The sequence below is a fragment of the Hyphomonas sp. genome (assembly GCF_018402285.1).
In the GTDB taxonomy this organism is placed as follows: domain Bacteria; phylum Pseudomonadota; class Alphaproteobacteria; order Caulobacterales; family Hyphomonadaceae; genus Hyphomonas.
In genome coordinates this window covers 457,239-474,081 of record NZ_JAGYJH010000006.1, presented here as the reverse complement: position 1 = coordinate 474,081, position 16,843 = coordinate 457,239, and the positions used below count along the sequence as shown (strand labels likewise).

The 16,843-nt window shown below is 62.7% G+C and carries 10 protein-coding genes; 2 read left to right on the top strand and 8 right to left on the bottom strand.

From position 1 onward, the window contains the following. Positions 1-33: 33 nt before the first annotated feature. Positions 34-1,287, bottom strand: a complete 1,254-nt coding sequence (locus KG722_RS14085; RefSeq protein WP_213272601.1) for an N-acetylmuramoyl-L-alanine amidase — start codon at positions 1,285-1,287, stop codon at positions 34-36. A 383-nt stretch (positions 1,288-1,670) separates the two neighbouring features. Here KG722_RS14085 and KG722_RS14080 point away from each other — a divergent pair, with 383 nt between their 5' ends. Further along, a complete protein-coding gene (locus KG722_RS14080) occupies positions 1,671-4,397 on the top strand; it encodes a ribonuclease E/G (RefSeq protein ID WP_213272599.1) in 2,727 nt (908 codons plus the stop codon). Positions 4,398-4,498: 101 nt separating this feature from the next. On the opposite strand, the gene KG722_RS14075 is transcribed toward KG722_RS14080, so the two are convergent. The 7 genes from KG722_RS14075 to KG722_RS14045 all read right to left on the bottom strand — a co-directional run bounded on the left by KG722_RS14075 (position 4,499) and on the right by KG722_RS14045 (position 12,846). Further along, entirely contained in the window at positions 4,499-6,730 is a 2,232-nt protein-coding gene (locus KG722_RS14075; RefSeq protein WP_213272597.1) for a 3-hydroxyacyl-CoA dehydrogenase NAD-binding domain-containing protein, read from the bottom strand. 19 nt (positions 6,731-6,749) lie between these two features. Further along, positions 6,750-7,487: a hypothetical protein gene (locus tag KG722_RS14070; protein WP_213272595.1), complete on the bottom strand. Its 738-nt coding sequence runs from the start codon at positions 7,485-7,487 to the stop codon at positions 6,750-6,752. A 26-nt stretch (positions 7,488-7,513) separates the two neighbouring features. Next, complete coding sequence (locus KG722_RS14065; RefSeq protein WP_213272593.1) at positions 7,514-8,719, bottom strand: acetyl-CoA C-acetyltransferase; 1,206 nt, start codon at positions 8,717-8,719, stop codon at positions 7,514-7,516. Between the two features lie 18 nt (positions 8,720-8,737). Then, positions 8,738-9,178, bottom strand: coding sequence for a PaaI family thioesterase (locus KG722_RS14060; protein ID WP_213272591.1), 441 nt, complete (start codon positions 9,176-9,178; stop codon positions 8,738-8,740). Positions 9,179-9,185: 7 nt separating this feature from the next. Beyond that, positions 9,186-10,361, bottom strand: coding sequence for an acyl-CoA dehydrogenase family protein (locus KG722_RS14055; RefSeq protein ID WP_213272590.1), 1,176 nt, complete (start codon positions 10,359-10,361; stop codon positions 9,186-9,188). A 111-nt stretch (positions 10,362-10,472) separates the two neighbouring features. Beyond that, positions 10,473-12,257: an acyl-CoA dehydrogenase C-terminal domain-containing protein gene (locus KG722_RS14050; RefSeq protein ID WP_213272589.1), complete on the bottom strand. Its 1,785-nt coding sequence runs from the start codon at positions 12,255-12,257 to the stop codon at positions 10,473-10,475. A 109-nt stretch (positions 12,258-12,366) separates the two neighbouring features. Further along, positions 12,367-12,846: a MerR family DNA-binding transcriptional regulator gene (locus KG722_RS14045; RefSeq protein ID WP_011645696.1), complete on the bottom strand. Its 480-nt coding sequence runs from the start codon at positions 12,844-12,846 to the stop codon at positions 12,367-12,369. Between the two features lie 276 nt (positions 12,847-13,122). Between KG722_RS14045 and KG722_RS14040 the strand changes: the two genes are divergently transcribed. After that, positions 13,123-16,821 (top strand): peptidoglycan-binding protein, encoded by a 3,699-nt coding sequence (locus KG722_RS14040; RefSeq protein WP_213272588.1) that lies wholly within the window; start codon positions 13,123-13,125, stop codon positions 16,819-16,821. Positions 16,822-16,843: the final 22 nt, after the last annotated feature.

Genomic DNA, 16,843 nt, shown 5'->3' with positions numbered 1-16,843 from the left:
GCGACAAGTGGCCTGCAGCCGCATCCGCGGCCGCTATTGGGACGCGACGCGGAGTTCCTGCCGGTCAAAATAGGTGTCGATGGCCTTCTTGATGGCGCGGGTAGACGCATCGAGCCCCTTCTCCGACTGGAGCCGCTTTGCGTCCGCCGCATTGGTGAGGAAGCCGAGTTCCAGAAGGACAGCGGGAACATCCGGCGCCAGGAGCACGTAGAAACCGGCATTGCGGTGGGTGTTGCGCAAGACAGGGCCAGCGCGTTCAAGCTCGGGCAGGAGGAGCTCGGCAAACTCGGCCGACCGGGTCTTGGTCTCGCGCTTGACGAGGTCAGCGAGGATGCCGGTCAGGCGTTCAGGCGTGCCATCCTCGATCGGGATAATCCAGTTGTTCCTGCTGGCTTCCCGGTCGATCCGCCCCTCCCCGCGCGCCGAGATCGTATAGACCGAGGCGCCCGACACAGAGCTGGCCCCGGCGGCATCGGCATGCAGCGAGATGAACAGCTCGGCATTCCAGTTGCGGGCCTTGGTGACCCGGTCCTCATGATCGACAAATACATCGGTATCGCGCGTGAGCTTCACGACATAGCGGCCGTCGGCTTCCAGAAGGTCGCGCAAGGCGAGGGCCGCCTTGAGGGTGACGTCCTTTTCTTGGCCGCCAGTGATGGCTATTGCGCCGGGATCCCTGCCGCCATGGCCGGCATCGATGACCACGACATGGCCAGTTCCGGTCCGGCGGGGCGCCGGTTTGCGGCCGGTGGTGACGCCCGCCAGCAGCACGGCATCCTTTTCGACCGCCTTGGCAGCCGCGTCTTCCGCCTTGGCGAGGCGGCGCTGGTCGCGCCTGGCGACGCTGGTGAAGCGGGCATCCGAAACGGTTTCCAGATCAATGATAACCCGGTAGGCGGTTTCGGTTCCGGTGGGCGGCAGACGCAGGACACGGGCGACCGACATCGGCCGGTCTAGCTCGAACTCCAGCCTGCCGGGGTTCAGGGACCAGACCGAGACCCCGCCATTGCCGAGGCCTTCTGCCGAGTAGCCGTTCGATCTAAGCGGGAAAATGATGCGCCGCACACCGGCGGTGTTGCTGACGAAGGCTTCAGCCTCTTCGGCCGCGTCGGTCCAGATCGTGATTCGCGTGGGCGCGCCGTCGCCGACGACCCGCACCTGCGAGACATCGGCAAAGGCGCCGAAAACAGCGCCAAAGCAAAGTGTTAACAAGACTGAAACAACACGTGTCAGCATCAGCTCGGCGGAATGGAAGGGGCGGCCAGCGCCCGTTTTGACGTCACCCAACTGGATACCCACAGGAAGATTAACCCCGCCTTGACCGCCGTTTAGCGCTTGCAGCGGTCCGGGCGGGAATTTGCCTCTTTCAATTGCAGGGAAAATTGGGCACTATTGCCTTGTGGCCGCCGTAAAGGGTCGGCCCAACGGTTTCCCAACAGCGCACCCCGACCCGGCTTCCCCGGAAAGGCAAGCGGGCGGCGCGCTCCGGAAAGCAGGAAAAATGCGCACTGGTGCCGCGAATATCATTGCAGGTTTGATCGACTCGCCGAGGCGAGACGGTTGCCTGCGCCCGCAAGGCACCTTCCCCTTACCCCCCTATTCCGGCCTGCCAGCCAACCAGAGGCGCTCTGCGCCCTGGCGAGCGGCGCCGGACCGAAAGGTTCTGTTTAATGAGCAGACTAATGCTGATCGACGCGGCCCACACCGAAGAAACGCGGGTGGCCATCGTCAACAATGGCCAGGTTGATGACTTCGATTTCGAGACAACCGGCAACGAACAACTCCGCGGAAATATCTATCTCGCCAAAGTGACCCGGGTGGAGCCCTCTCTCCAGGCCGCCTTTGTCGAGTATGGTGGCAACCGCCACGGCTTCCTCGCCTTCAGCGAAATCCATCCGGATTATTACCAGCTGCCCGCCGCAGACCGCGAAGCGCTGCTGAAGGAAGCTGCCGAGGAGGCTGCCGCCGCCATCGAGGACGATGATGACGGCCCGTATGTGCCCCATGGCATGAGCGCGGAAGGCAATAATGATACCGATGCATCCGCTGAGGACGGAGACGAAGAAGACGAAAACGGCGAGGACGGCGACGACGAGACCGTCTCTGCCGAAGAGGACGGCGACGAGGACGAGGGCGAGGGCGCCCCGCGCGCCGCCCGCCCTGCCCGCCGCAATGCCCCGAAAAAGACCCAGCGGACCCCGATTTCCAAGCGCTACAAGATCCAGGAAGTGATCCGCCGCCGTCAGGTGATGCTGGTGCAGGTGGTCAAGGAAGAACGCGGCAACAAGGGCGCGGCGCTGACGACCTACCTCTCCCTTGCCGGGCGCTATTCGGTGCTTATGCCCAACACCCCGCGCGGGGGCGGCATTTCCCGCAAGATCGTCAATTCGGCCGACCGCAAGCGCCTGAAATCCATCGTTTCTGAGCTGGATGTGCCCGAGGGCCAGGGCCTGATCGTGCGCACGGCCGGCGCCAAGCGCACCAAGATCGAGATCAAGCGCGACTATGATTATCTCTCCAAGCTGTGGGAACAGATTGTCGAGAAAACCCTCTCATCGGAGGCTCCGGCCCTGATCAATGCCGAAGGCGGCCTGGTTCACCGCGCCATGCGGGACATGTTCGACAAGGAGATTGAGGAAGTCTGGGTACAGGGCGAAGCGGCCTATCGCGAAGCCAAGGACCTGGCAAAGATCATCATGCCGAGCCAGGCCAAGAAGGTTCAGGTCTGGAAGGAAGATGATCCGCTGTTCGTGGCCGAGGCGGTCGAGAACCAACTCGATTCGATCTATTCGCCGACCGTCCAGCTGAAATCGGGCGGTTATCTGGTGATCAACCAGACCGAAGCGCTCGTCGCGATCGACGTGAACTCCGGCAAATCGACCCGCGAGCGCAATATCGAACAGACCGCTGTGCGCACCAACCTGGAAGCGGCCGAAGAAGCCTGCCGCCAGATGCGCCTGCGCGATCTGGCCGGTCTCATCGTGATCGACTTCATCGACATGGAGGAGAACAAGAACAACCGCGCGGTCGAGAAGCGCCTGAAGGAATGCCTGAAGGTGGACCGGGCGCGCGTCCAGCATGGCCGCATCTCGCAGTTCGGCCTGATGGAGATTTCCCGCCAGCGCCGCCGCCAGGGCGTGTTACAGGCGACCTCCGACCCCTGCCCGGCCTGTAACGGCACCGGGCGCCGCCGCTCTATCCCGTCGGCTGCGCTGCAGCTGATCCGGGCGATTGAAGCGCGCGCCGCCACCGGCGGCCTAAAGGGTATCGGCGTGAAAGCGCCGACCGACGTGGCGCTCTATATTCTCAACAACAAGCGCGAGGCGCTGATCGAAATCGAACGGCTCGCGGGCTTTGCGATCTCGATCCACTCCTCCGAGGACATGCTGCCCGGCGATTTCGAGATCAATGCCGAGCGGGACCCCAATGCCAAGCCGAAGAAGCGCCCGACGCCGCGCTCGCTGATGAAGCCGACGCCCCCCTCTGCCCGCGACGAGGACGATGAGGACATCGACGAGGATGATATCATCGAGACCAGTGATGATGCCGGCGATGAGGACGACGACACTGAGACGCCCAGCGCCGCCTCTGAAGGCAAGCAGGGAAATGGACGCCGCCGCCGACGCCGCCGGGGAGGCCGCAATCGCGGCGAACCGCGCGAAACCGGGCTGGAAGTGGTCGACGCCGAGCCCTCTGACGCGGCAGAGGCTGGCGAAGATGACGATGACGACGAGGATGATGGCGAGGAAGCTAATGGCGCCCCCGAGGCCGCAGGTGACGACAGTGATGCTGCGCGCAAGCGCCGCCGCCGGGGACGCCGGGGCGGACGCCGCCGCCGCAGAGGGGGCGAAGGCCGCGAGGGCAGCGAGATTGCCGCCATTGCCGATGGCGGGGCCTTCCTCGACGGGCTGTCTGTCAGCGCCGATGTGATGCTGTCCGAGGAGGAGCCGGCGATTGGTCTGCCATCGCCTGTGACAGATGACGCCGAAGGCGACGATGAGGCGGAAACGTCCGTGGCCGGAGAGACTGCGCCGGTGGACCCTGACGACGCGCCTGCAGCGCAAGCCAGCGCGCCGCGTCCGGCAAGATCACGCTCGCGCCGCGGCCGGGGTGGCAAGGCCGCGGCCGAAAGCGCGCCCGAAGCGGACGCGCCGGTCGCTGAGGGTGATGAAGAGGTTGCGCCTGTGGCCGAGCCGGCAGTGGAAGCTGCGCCTGAGCCAGAAGCAGCGCCCGTTGCCGAGCCTGAACCCGAGCCGCAATTGGTCGAGGCCGAAGCGGCAGCACCTGCTGCGGCGGAGCCTGAGCCGGCCCCTGCGCCTGTGGCACCGGCCGCGCCTGCGCCCGCAGAGCCCAGCGGCCCCAAGCGCGCAGGCTGGTGGAACCGCGGCAAGAAGTGATTTCCCCGGCCGTCAGACCGCTGACAATCGAGCAGTGAAAAAGGCCGGAGCATCGCTCCGGCCTTTTGTTTTGGGTGTCGGCGAGGAAATCAGCGGCCGCTTTACGCAGCCGCCTTCTTCTCTCCGGCGGGCGGGAAGCGGTCGTAGAAGGATTGTTCCTTATCGGCCATTTCGCGCAGGAGTTTGCCGGGACGGAAACGTTCGCCATACTTGTCGGCAAGGCGGTCTGCCTCGGCAACGAAGGCTGGAACGCCCCAGATGAGGTCCATGTAGCTGACGCATCCGCCTGTATAAGGCGCAAAGCCCCAGGCCAGGATCGAGCCGATGTCGCCATCGCGCGCGTCCTGGATCACGCCTTCTTCGAAGCAGCGCGAGACCTCGATCGCCTGACGGATCAGGAGGCGGTTGGTGAGCTCTTTCTTGAGGGCGGGCGGGCATTCGTCGATTTTGACTTCGACCTGCTCGTTGAGGTCGGGCCAGATACGGTCTGGCTTTCCCTGCTCGTTATAGTCATAGAAGCCCTTGCCCGCCTTGCGGCCGACGCGGCCCTTGTCTTCCACGATCCAGGCCATCATGCGGCCAAGCGGGGCTTCATTATAATCGAAGCCAACCGCTTTGGCAGTCGCGCGGCCAACCTTGAGGGCGGTGTCGAGACCGACAGAGTCTGAGACTTCCAGCGGGCCCATCGGCATGCCGGCCTGGCGGCCAACGTTTTCGATGATCGCCGGCTTGATGCCTTCGGAAAGCATCTCCAGGCCTTCCTGTGTGTAGGTACCAAAGCAGCGGGACGTGTAGAAGCCTCGGCTGTCATTGACGACGATCGGCGTCTTCCGGATCTTCAGGACATAGTCGATCGTCTTGGCGAGAGTTTCCTGGCTTGTTTCCTTGCCCATGATGATCTCGACAAGACCCATCCGCTCGACCGGCGAGAAGAAGTGGATGCCGATGAACTTGTCCTTGCGCTTGAGCGGTGTGGAGAGCTGCGTGATCGGCAGGGTGGAGGTGTTGGAGCCGACAATGGCGTTTTCGCCGAGGGCAGCTTCCGCTTCAGAGAGGACCTTGTGCTTCAGGTCGATGTCTTCATAGACGGCCTCGACGATGAGGTCGCAGTCTTCCAGAAGTTTATAGTCCGTGGTCGGCGTGATGAGGGAGAGGAGTGCGTCGCCCTTCTCTTTCGTGCTCTTGCCGCGCGAGATGTCTTTCTCGACGAGGCGGACAGAGTATTGCTTGCCCTTGTCGGCAGCTTCCTGCTTCACGTCCACCAGCACTGTGCGGATACCCGCGCGGGCCTGTTCATAGGCGATGCCTGCGCCCATCAGGCCGGCGCCGATGATGCCGACTTTCTTGAGCTCTGCTTTTTCAAAACCTGCCGGGCGGTTTGCGCCTTTCGACAGGGCCTGCGTCGAGAGGAAGAGCGAGCGGATCATCGCTTTTGCCTCAGGGCGTTGCTGGGTGTTGATGAAGTAACGCGTCTCGATGCGCAGGCCGGCATCGATAGGCACCTGGATGCCTTCATAGATGCAGGAGAGGATGTTCTTCTGGGCCGGATAATTGCCATAGGTTTTGGCCGCCAGCATCATGTTGGCCATGGTAGCCACCTGACCGGCGCCCGGGGATTTGTGCGGCACGCCGCCGGGGACTTTGAAGCCTTTTTCGTCCCATGGGGCTTTGGCTTTGGGGTTGGCTTTCACCCAGGCTTTGGCGCGAGCGACGGTTTCTGTGCCCGGAGCGAGTTCCTGGACGACGCCCATTGAATGGGCTTTTTCGGCATTGAAGCTTTCGCCCTGGAGGATCAGCGGCAGGGCGGCCTGAACGCCAACAAGGCGCGGCAGACGCTGCGTGCCACCGGCGCCGGGCAGAAGGCCGATCTTGGCTTCCGGCAGACCGAACTGGATGCGCGGATTGTCATTGGCCGCAACGCGGTAATGACAGGCGAGCGCCACTTCAAGACCGCCGCCAAGGGCGAGACCGTTGAGCGCGACGGCTACAGGCTTACCGCAGGTTTCGAGCTTGCGGAGCGTGCCGTTGAGAGCAAAGCCCTGCTCGAACTGTTCCTTCTTCAGTTCGTCCACAGACTTTTTCTTCTGTTCTCCGGCACCGCCTGCGCGATTGCCCATCTCGCCAAGGTCCGCCCCGGCGCAGAAGCCGCTTTCCTTTCCGGACGAGATGACAAGGCCTTTGATTTTCTCGTTGCCGGCGACTTCATTGGCGATGGCGATGATGTCCTGAACGGCCTTGCCGGTCAGGGTGTTCATGCTGCGGCCGGGCACGTCGAAGATGGCGTGGGCAATGCCGTCGGCATCGATGTCGAAATTGAATGTTTCCAGTTTCATGGTTCGTACTCCGTCAGTATCAGGATAAGGGGTTGAGGCTGGGGTCAGCGGCGCAACGCTCAGCCTCTGCCAGGGGCTGGAGGACGCTAATCTTCAGCCAGATTTTCTGCGAAAAGCCGCCCGTCAGGGACTCAATGTCGTTGGCCGCATCGATCACAATCGCATCGTTCATGTTCTGCATGTAGAGCGCGGCGAGCTTGCCAATGATCGCGAGCATCTCGGCGCAATAGTCGAGATAGGCCATCAGATTGGATTCCGAGAGGTCCCGGTTGGGAGAGTGCGCGGTTGGCGGCCGGTAGTAGGCCGTCGGGTCCTTGCGCAGCTGGTGCATGTCAATGACATGGGCAAGCGCGCGCAATTCGTGCAGCCGGGCGAGGACGCGGGCGCGCCGCTGGCGGGTTTCAAGATTGAGCACAAACCAGATCGCCGCGCCCGTCACGATCATGATGTTCAGGACAGAATCGAGCCCCTGGATGCTCCCAAGTTCGTTGGCATCCATCCCGAACAGCTCAAGCAACTGCCAGACGCCCCACCCCGCCGCCGAAAGCCCGGCCAGAACGAGCAGCACAGAGATAACCTGCATCAGCCAGTTCCGGTCGCGGGCCTTGCCGGCATAGGCAATATGTAGCGTGCTCAGCTCCGCCAGAGCCGTACCGACCCGGGCGATTCCGTTTTCCGGAAACCGCTCCGACACGCGCAGGGCAAGCTCCCGCGCGGTGCTTTCGATCTTGTCGGATTGGAGTTCGCTATATGCCATCGCCGCTTGCGCCTGTGCCTGCCCCTCTAGACGCGCTCGATAATCGTGGCGGTGCCCATACCGGCGCCGACGCAGAGCGTGACGAGGCCGGTTTCCTTGCCGGAGCGTTCAAGCTCGTCGAGCACTGTGCCTAGGATCATGCCCCCGGTTGCGCCGAGGGGGTGGCCCATCGCGATGGCGCCGCCATTCACGTTCATCTTCTCGTGCGGGATATCCAGCATCTTCATCATCAGCATGACGACCGACGCGAAGGCTTCGTTGAGTTCGTAGATGTCGATATCGCCAACATTCATGCCGGCCTTCTTGAGTACCTTCTGGGTCACATAGGTCGGGCCCGTCAGCATGATGCCGGGCTCCGAGCCGATCGAGGCCATGGCGCGGACGCGGGCGCGGGGTTTGAGGCCCATCGCCTCGCCCATCTCCTTCGAGCCGAAGAGGACAGCGGATGCGCCGTCCACGATGCCCGACGAGTTGCCAGCGTGATGGACGTGGTTGATCTTCTCAAGCTCGGGATAGCGCTGCTTGATGACTTCATCAAAGCCCATCGCGCCCATGCCGGCAAAGGACGGGTCGAGCGCGGCAAGGCTCTGCATGGTGGTATCCGGCCGCATGAATTCATCATGCGCGAGGCGGATACCGCCCATCTGGTCACGGACGGGAACAACCGAGTTCTTGAAGCGGCCTTCCTTCCAGGCCTGGGCGGCGCGGCGCTGGCTCTCGACGGCGAAGGCGTCCACGTCATCACGGCTGAAGCCGTACTTGGTAGCAATGGTATCGGCGCCGATGCCCTGCGGCGTGAAGTAGGATTTGAGCGCGATCTGCGGGTCAGAAGACCAGGCGCCGCCGGCAGCACCCATCGGCACGCGGCTCATCGATTCAACGCCGCCGCCGATGGCCATGTCAGCTTCGCCGGTCATGACTTTCGAGGCGGCCATGTTGCAGGCTTCCAGGCCCGACGCGCAGAACCGGTCGACCTGAACACCGGCGGTGGTTTCGGCGTATTCGGCGTTCAACACAGCGATACGCGCAATGTCCCCGCCCTGCTCACCAACGGGCGAGACGCAGCCGAAGACCACGTCATCGACCTTGGAAGTGTCGAGATTGTTCCGGTCCCGGATGGCCTGCAACACCTGCGTGCCGAGGCTGAGCGCAGTGATTTCATGCAGCGCGCCGGAGGATTTTCCTTTGCCGCGGGGGGTGCGCACGGCGTCGTAGATATAGGCTTCGGGCATGGGTGGCTCCTTTGGAGTTCAGGAATTGGGTGTTTTGGCCGGCGCTTTTACCGGATTGAGCGTGAGGGAGGCGGTGGCCCGCGCGGCTTCCTTGCCGCGCGAGTCGAAAAGGTCAGCCTCGGCGAAGATCATGGCCCTGCCTACATTGCGAAGGCGGGCGGCAACTTCAATGGGGCCGACGCGGACGGGACGGAGGAAGTGCGCGTGGAGGTCTACCGTGGAGGGGTATTTCGACGTACCGGCCTTCACGGTCGTCAGCATGCCAATGACATCGTCCATCATGGCAACGAGGAAACCGCCCTGGATATAGCCGGCGGGGTTGGTGAAGTCGGGGCTGCCATTGAACCGGACGCGAGTGGTCATCGCCTTCGCGTCCAGCTCAATGATCTCAAAGCCGAGGGACAGCGAGCTGCGCGCAGGAGTCGGAAAGGTTTCGCGGAGCAGATGGCGGTCAGGCATGATACCTCTACAGCGTCCTCGCGATCAGCATTTTCATCACTTCGTTGGCGCCGCCATAGATGCGCTGGACGCGAGCATCAGCATACATCTGGGCGATGGGGTACTCATCCATATAGCCGAAGCCGCCATGCAGCTGGAGGCACTCATCGATGATCTTGCACTGAAGATCAGAGATCCAGTATTTTGACATTGAAGCCGTGGACGCATCAAGCTCCTCCTTCAGGAGAAGCTCTGTACAGTGATCGGCGAACACTTTTGCGACAGTGGCTTCAGTCTTGGCTTCAGCGAGCTTGAACTGGGTGTTCTGGAAATCGAAGATGGTCTGGCCGAAGGCCTTGCGGCCTTTGACATAATTGACGGTCTCGTGGATGGCGCGTTCGATCATGCCGACGCCTTGAAGGCCGATGATGTGGCGCTCCTGCGGGAGCTTCTGCATCAGCTGGATGAACCCCTTCCCGGCTTCACCGCCAAGAAGGTGGGCGGCGGGAACGCGCACGTCATCGAAGAACAGCTCGGACGTGTCAGCGGCATGCTGGCCGACCTTGTCGAGGTTGCGGCCACGGCGGAAGCCGCCTTTGCCTTCGACAGCATCTGTCTCGACACAGATGATCGAAATGCCCTTGGCGCCCTTGGTCGGGTCGGTCTTGACGCAAAGGAGAATGAGGTCCGCGGTCTGGCCGTTGGAGATGAAGGTCTTCGAGCCGTTGATGACATAGTGATCGCCATCAAGCTTTGCCGTGGTCTTCATGCCCTGAAGGTCTGAGCCGGCGCCCGGCTCTGTCATCGCGATGGCGGTGACGAGGTCGCCCGAGCAGATTTTCGGCAGCCAGCGCTGCTTCTGCTCCTGCGTGCCATAGGCGGTGATGTAGGGAGCGATAATGGCATTGTGGAGGGTAATGCCGAAGCCGTCTATGCCCTTCCACTGCTGCTGCTCGATAATGATGGCCTCATGGCGGAAATCACCGCCTGCGCCGCCATATTCTTCCGGCACCGAGGCGCCCAGCAGGCCCATTTCGCCGGCCTTCTTCCAGATCTCGCGCGGCACGATACCCGCCTTGCGCCAGGCAGGCACATGCGGAGCGCATTCCTTCTCGAAGAACTGGCCGACGGCATCGGCGAAAATGTCGAGCTCTTCGTCCTGGCGCCAGGCGGCCTTGGGGACGTTCAGGGGGCTCTCATGCATCGGTCTCTCCACATACTTGTCGCAGCGTAAAGTTGCCGCTTACGTTCACGTCAGCATGTAAGCGTGGCGGCCCGGATTCTCCAGCCGTGCCGCCACGTCAGGGATGGCGCGTCAGAATTGCGCGGCGTCGAGGGCCATCATGGCGGCGGCGCCGGTCTTGACCTTGGCGAGATGGGCGGGCGCATCAGGGAGCATGCGCTCGACGAAATACCGGCCGGTGGCGAGCTTGGCAGCGTAGAACGGGTCCCCGCTGTCCCTCTTCTCAAGCGCGATCTTCGCCATGCGGGCCCACATGAAGGCCAGCGCGGTGAGACCCATCAGGTGAAGGTAGTCATGGCTGGAGGCGCCGGCATTGTTGAAGTCGCTCATGCCGTTCTGCATCAGCCACATCGTGCCATCCTGCAGCTGGGCGCGGACCGTCTTGAGGCCTTCGATATAGAGTTCGAGACCCTCCATCTTTTCGTTCTCGGTGATGAATTCGTCGATTTCAGCGAAGAAGGAGAAGACAGCGCGGCCGCCATTTGCGCCGAGCTTGCGGCCGACGAGGTCGAGCGCCTGGACGCCGTTGGTGCCTTCATAGATCAGGCTGATGCGGCAATCGCGGACGATCTGCTCCAGACCCCATTCGCGCGTGAAGCCGGAACCACCATGCACCTGCAGGCCGAGATTGGCGCTCTCATAGCCTTTATGGGTGAGGTAGGCTTTCACGACCGGGGTGAGCAGCGCCATATAGTCTTCGGCTTTCTGCTGGACGGCTGCGTCCGGGGATTTGTGCTGCAGGTCACCCTGGAAGGCCATCCAGTAAACGAACGCACGGGCGCCTTCGAGGAAAGCTTTCTGTTCCAGCAGCATGCGGCGCACATCGGGGTGGACGATGATCGGGTCGGCGGGCTTTTCCGGCGCCTGAACACCGGTGAGCGAGCGGCCCTGGACGCGGTCCCTGGCGAAGTCGAGGGCGTTCTGGTAGGCGACTTCTGCCTGGGCCATGCCTTGAAGGCCGACGCCGAGGCGCGCCTCGTTCATCATGACGAACATGGTGCGCATGCCTTTATGCTCTTCGCCCACGAGCCAGCCGGTCGCCCCGTCATAGTTCATGACGCAGGTGGCGTTGCCGTGGATGCCCATCTTTTCTTCGAGGCCGCCGCACTGGCAGGCATTGCGCGCGCCGAGGCTGCCATCCTCGTTGACGAAATACTTGGGCACGACAAAGAGCGAGATGCCCTTGATGCCTTCGGGGCCGCCCTCGATACGGGCAAGGACAAGGTGAATGATGTTGCCGGTGAGGTCCTGCTCGCCGCCGGAAATCCAGATCTTCTGGCCGGTAATCTTGTAGCTGCCGTCGCCCTGGGGAACGGCCTTCGTCTTCATAAGGCCGAGGTCTGTGCCGCAATGGGGCTCGGTCAGGTTCATGGTGCCGGCCCATTCGCCTGATGCCATCTTGGGGCCGTACTTGGCTTTGAGCTCATCAGAGCCGCCCGCCATCAGCGCCTGGTAGGCGCCGTGGGTGAGGCCGGGATACATGCCGAACGCCATGTTCGAGGAGGAAACCATCTCGGTCCAGGCGATGTTGACGACGTGGGGAAGCCCCTGCCCGCCCATTTCGGGGTGAGCCGACAGCAGCGGCCAGCCATTCTCGACGAGCTGCTTGTAGGCCTCGGGGAAACCGTCCGGCGTCTTCACGCTGGCGTCGGCGGCGCGCCTGCAGCCCTGCTTGTCGCCCACGGCGTTCAGCGGGAAGAGGACATTCTTGGCGAACTTTGCGCCTTCATCGAGGATCTGGTCGATCGTTTCTGGTGAAGCGTCTGCAAAGCCGGGGAGGTTTGCATGGTTCTGCAGTTGCAGCAGCTCGTGCAACACAAACTGCATGTCGCGAACAGGGGCGTCATAACGGGGCATCTTTGGAAAACTCCTAAGAAAAGAAACTCAGGAGCCCTCAATGCCAAAGCGCGTTGGAAAAGTCATTCCAACGCGCTTCATTATCTTCAAAAATGTCAGTAGCCGACGATCAGACTTCGTCGAGCTGCTTGCGGGCAACCTGCTCGTAGGCAGCTGCCTGGCGCTTGGATTCCTCGGACGGGCCGGGGTTTTCGACGATGCCCTGCAGCCAGTCGATACCTTTGTAGAGCTCAGTAAGAGCAGTATCGATGTCCTGGCGCTGGACTTCGAGTTCACGGGCCTGCTTGCGGAATTTTTCCAGCATCATGCGCGTCTGGGCGCGTTTGCCGTCATTCAGCGCGTAAAGGTCAAGGATTTCCCGGATATCGGCCAGCGGCAGGCCGAGGCGCTTGAGGCGAACGATGATGGTGAGGCGGGCACGGTCGCGGTTGGAATAGAGGCGCATCATGCCGTCACGGGCCGGGTGCAGCATGTCCTTGTCTTCATAGAAGCGCAGGGCGCGGGGGGTAACACCAAACTCGCGGGCGAGTTCAGAGATCGTGTAGGTGCGGGATTCCGCAGCGGAAATGGATGAGGTCGGCTTGTGCATGGCTGTCTCCCTTGAATGTCCGGTTTTTTTATTGTTTTTATTATTAGTCAGCGCAGACTATCCAGCTTTCCGCGTACGTCAACGTCAATTTTCCGCTTACGCGAACGGAAAGTGTCGGCATGCCCTCTGACAGCAGATCACCTCTCAGCTAGTCCCCGGAATTAACAGAATTAACGCGCCCTTAAGGGAATGCGCCGCATTTCTGCAGAAGTGTGAACAAATCCGCCGCTCGCCTTAACCTGGTGGAGCGGTATGGGTGCGCAAGGAGTGGGCGCAATGAGCCAGACGGGACCCTGGAGCGTAAAGGGAATCGATCAGAGAGCCCGGGAGGCCGCGCGGGAAGCCGCAATGGCTGAAGGCATAACGCTGGGCGAATACCTCAACCGTCTGCTGATGTCGGCGGAAGACGCACACTATGAAGACATGCGCTCGCTCTATGACGGCCCGTCCTATGGGAATCCGTCCTATCGCAATCCGCCGCGCCCGCAGCGCAATGAGTATCGCCCCGAGCAGCGGCCCCCGCAGCAGGACGCTGCTTCGGCGCTGGAGCGCCTCTCCCGCCGGATCGAGGCAACCGAAGCGCGCTCAACCCTCGCCATCACCGGCATCGACCATACCGTGCTCGGCCTCGTTGCCCGCATCCAGAACGCTGAACAGACAAGCGCCGCCGTTGCCGGCCATGTCGAAGGCCTGATCGATGAAATGCGTGAAACGCATGAAGCGCTTCAGGCCAAGGTCCGCCGGATGGAGCAGGACGAAACCGGAAAGCAGAACCTTGAAGCGCTCAAGGCGCTCGAATCTGCGCTCGGGAAGCTCGCCAATCATGTCTATGAAGAAGCCGAGCTGACGCAGAACGAAGCCCTTGCGATCAAGGGGCGCATCGAATCGGGTTTTTCCGAAGTTACCGAGCGTGTCGAAGGCGTGGAGACGCGCGTTCAGCGCAGCCTGTCTGAAACCGCCGCCCGCATCGACCGCGCCGTCGAGCAGGCTGAGCAACGCGCGGAAGGCGTTACCCGCCACCTGTCGGAGCGGATGGGCAAGCTGGAAGGCGAAGTGCGTGAGCAGACGGCCCAGCTTGAGACGCGTCTCGACGAACGCGCCAGCGAGCTGGAAGCCGAGCTCAAGGGCCGCGTCGATGACCTGGAATTGCAGACAGCGGCGCGCCTTTCAGATGCTCAGAAAGCGGATGAACGCCTCAACGCTGTCGAAGACGATGTCTCGGGCGCCCTCTCCTCGATGGAGGCAACCCTCCTGCGTGTGCAGGAGCGGCTCAACCGCGCCGAAACGACCACTGACGCAGCGCTCAAGGGCCTGGAGTCCACCTTTGCCTCGCTCGACGAGCGGATAGACGCCGTTGCCAAGACCGTAGACCCGGAACTTGCCGAGCGCCTGCGCAAGGAGTTCGATGCCCGCTTTGAAGACATCACGCAGCTCGTGCGCTCAACGGTCGACAATGCCCGCATGGAACTTGCCGGCGAGATCACCCGCGCAGCTGAGCAGGACGCGGAAACCGAGACGCAGCTGCGCTCCGAGATTGGCGAACTCAAGGCCCGCCTTGCCGAAGTGGAATCGCGCGATCCTGAAGAGCTGACCGCGGGCGTCCGCGAAGAAATACAGCGCCTTGGCTCGACCGTCTCGGAACGGATCGACGCGCTGGCCGAACATGTCGAGACGCGTCTGGAAGAAAGCGAATTCAGCAGCGCCGAGGCCATCGAACAGGTGGGCGAGCAGGTTACCGTAGCCGCCGTGCGCCTGCAGAAACGTCAGGACGAAGCGCTTTCCGCCCTCGCCCAGGAAATCGAAGCGAGTCGCAGGACGACCGATGCGCGACTTTCCGATGCGCTTGCCGGTGTGTCCGAACGGCTGGAAGAAATCCACAACCAGTCCACCGACTCCCTCTCTCCGATGCAGCGGGCAATTGCCACGCTCGCCTCGCGCCTTGAGAGCCTGGAAGCCTTTACCGTTCCTCCCGGCGCAGAGCTGCCCCCGCCTGCCCTGACGCCTGAAGCGCCGACATCCTTCACCGAAGAAGACGGGCGCGCCGACCCTTATGCCGAGCAGGACACGCTGCCGCCCGCTGAAGCGATCAGCCAAGAGGAGGTGGACGAGGCAGAATTCGAAGCCGGTGTTCCGGAGGTTTCTTTCGCGGATCTGATGTCGGTTGAAACATCAGACTTCAGTTCCGGACTTGACGACTGGAATGAGCCAGCCATTCCCACCTCGCCCGAAGCAGCAGCAGACGAGGCCGACGACAGCCCCTATGGCTCCGACTTCGACGCAATCCGCGCCGCCGTGGAACGCCTGAGCAGCGCCAGCGCAGAGAACGAGGCGCGCACCGCCGAGACCCGCCCCGGAAACACCCCCGCCGAAGACATGTTCGACGATGCCTTCGAGAACGACTTTGAAGACGATCTTGAAGACGAAGCCTTCACGCCGGGCGTGCCAGCGTCTGCGGCCGCCGAAACTGGCGGCGATGATTATGATCCACTGGCAGAACTTGCCGGCCTGGAAGACGCGCGCAGCGAAACCCGGGAGTCTGACATCTTTGATGATGAGGACGAAGGCGAGGCCTTCATTGCGGAAACTAAACCCGGAATGACAGGCGAGGAAGACAGCGGCCTCATCGACACGCTCGACAATGCGGTCACCGACATGGACGCAGAGACCAGCGACTATATTGCGCGTGCGCGCCGCGCGGCCCTCGCGGCCGCTGAGCCCCAATCGAAATCCCGCCGTATACCCGTTGCGCCGCTCAACCAGAAATCAAAGGGCAGTAACCGCGCGCCACTGCTGATCGCAGCCTCGGCCGCCGTGCTCACGGGCGCCGCAGCTGGCGGCTATCTCTATCTGAGGGGAAAGCAGCCGCATGAACCTGCGATGACCGGGCCGGTTGACACCTATGTCGACCCGGTCTTTTCGTCGACGCCGCCAATCGAAGCGCCAGAATTTGCAAGCCTCGCGGACCTTGATGATTTCGGTATCGCGCCAGACATGGCCGCCGAAGAAGACGAGTTGTTCGACAGCGCTGCCGGCGCCATCGAAGAAGACATCTTCGGCGCGCAGGAGGATGAGGTTGAGGCGCCGCCAGCGATAGCAGCGGCGGCAGAGACCCCGACGATTGCCTCGCTCAGCCCGCAGCCGGCCGCCAGCTATCCCCGCATCCCGTCCGTGGTGACTGTTGAGTCCGAAGCCAATGCCGGAAACGCGATTGCGCAGTACCAGCTGGCCCAGAGCCATCTGGCGCAGGACGATCTGGACGCCGCCATTCCGCTGCTGCGCCGCGCTGCCCTGAAGGGCGCTGCGCCCGCGCAGTATGATCTTGGCAAGCTCTACGAACAGGGCATCGGCGTCGACCAGGACATGATCCAGGCACGCAGCCTCATCTCCAAGGCCGCTGAAGCAGGCCATGTCGGCGCGATGTATGACATCGCCCTGTTCATGGCGGAAGGCGAAGGCGGCGCGCTTGACGAGCGCGGCGCGGTCGACTGGTTCCGCAAGGCGGCTGATCACGGCTTCCTGGACGCGCAGTATAATCTGGGCGTCATGTTCGCAGAAGGAATCGGCGCCGAGCAGAACCTGCCTGAAGCGCTGTACTGGTTTGAGCTGGCCTCACGTCAGGGCGACAGCGGCGCGGCCCTTGAAGCGCGCAATCTGTCGGGCCGGTTGCCTCCGGCAACAGTCCGGGAAGTGATGACGGCGGCTGATAGCTGGACCGAAACACCAAGCATTGCGCTCGCCAATGGGCGGTTCGGCGCCCAGCGCTGGAACACGGGCAACCCGCTCCAGGTTCAGGCCGTGCAGACCGCGCTCGCCCGTCTGGGATACCTCTCGGGCCAGGCGGACGGCGTGCTGGGATCACAGACGGCCAGCGCCATCCGCGAGTATCAGCGCAGCCAGGGCATTGCCGTGACGGGAACGGTGACGCCCGAGCTGATCGAACGGCTCAATGCCGGAGCGGCCAGCGGCCGGGGCTGACGCGCCCGGCCGGACCGCCCTA

Bases quoted from the DNA above. Each gene is read 5' to 3' on its own strand.
- KG722_RS14080 (WP_213272599.1), top strand. From the start codon at position 1,671: ATGAGCAGACTAATGCTGATCGACGCGGCCCACACCGAAGAAACGCGG.
- KG722_RS14075 (WP_213272597.1), bottom strand. From the start codon at position 6,730: ATGAAACTGGAAACATTCAATTTCGACATCGATGCCGACGGCATTGCC.
- KG722_RS14070 (WP_213272595.1), bottom strand. From the start codon at position 7,487: ATGGCATATAGCGAACTCCAATCCGACAAGATCGAAAGCACCGCGCGG.
- KG722_RS14065 (WP_213272593.1), bottom strand. From the start codon at position 8,719: ATGCCCGAAGCCTATATCTACGACGCCGTGCGCACCCCCCGCGGCAAA.
- KG722_RS14060 (WP_213272591.1), bottom strand. From the start codon at position 9,178: ATGCCTGACCGCCATCTGCTCCGCGAAACCTTTCCGACTCCTGCGCGC.
- KG722_RS14055 (WP_213272590.1), bottom strand. From the start codon at position 10,361: ATGCATGAGAGCCCCCTGAACGTCCCCAAGGCCGCCTGGCGCCAGGAC.
- KG722_RS14050 (WP_213272589.1), bottom strand. From the start codon at position 12,257: ATGCCCCGTTATGACGCCCCTGTTCGCGACATGCAGTTTGTGTTGCAC.
- KG722_RS14045 (WP_011645696.1), bottom strand. From the start codon at position 12,846: ATGCACAAGCCGACCTCATCCATTTCCGCTGCGGAATCCCGCACCTAC.
- KG722_RS14040 (WP_213272588.1), top strand. From the start codon at position 13,123: ATGAGCCAGACGGGACCCTGGAGCGTAAAGGGAATCGATCAGAGAGCC.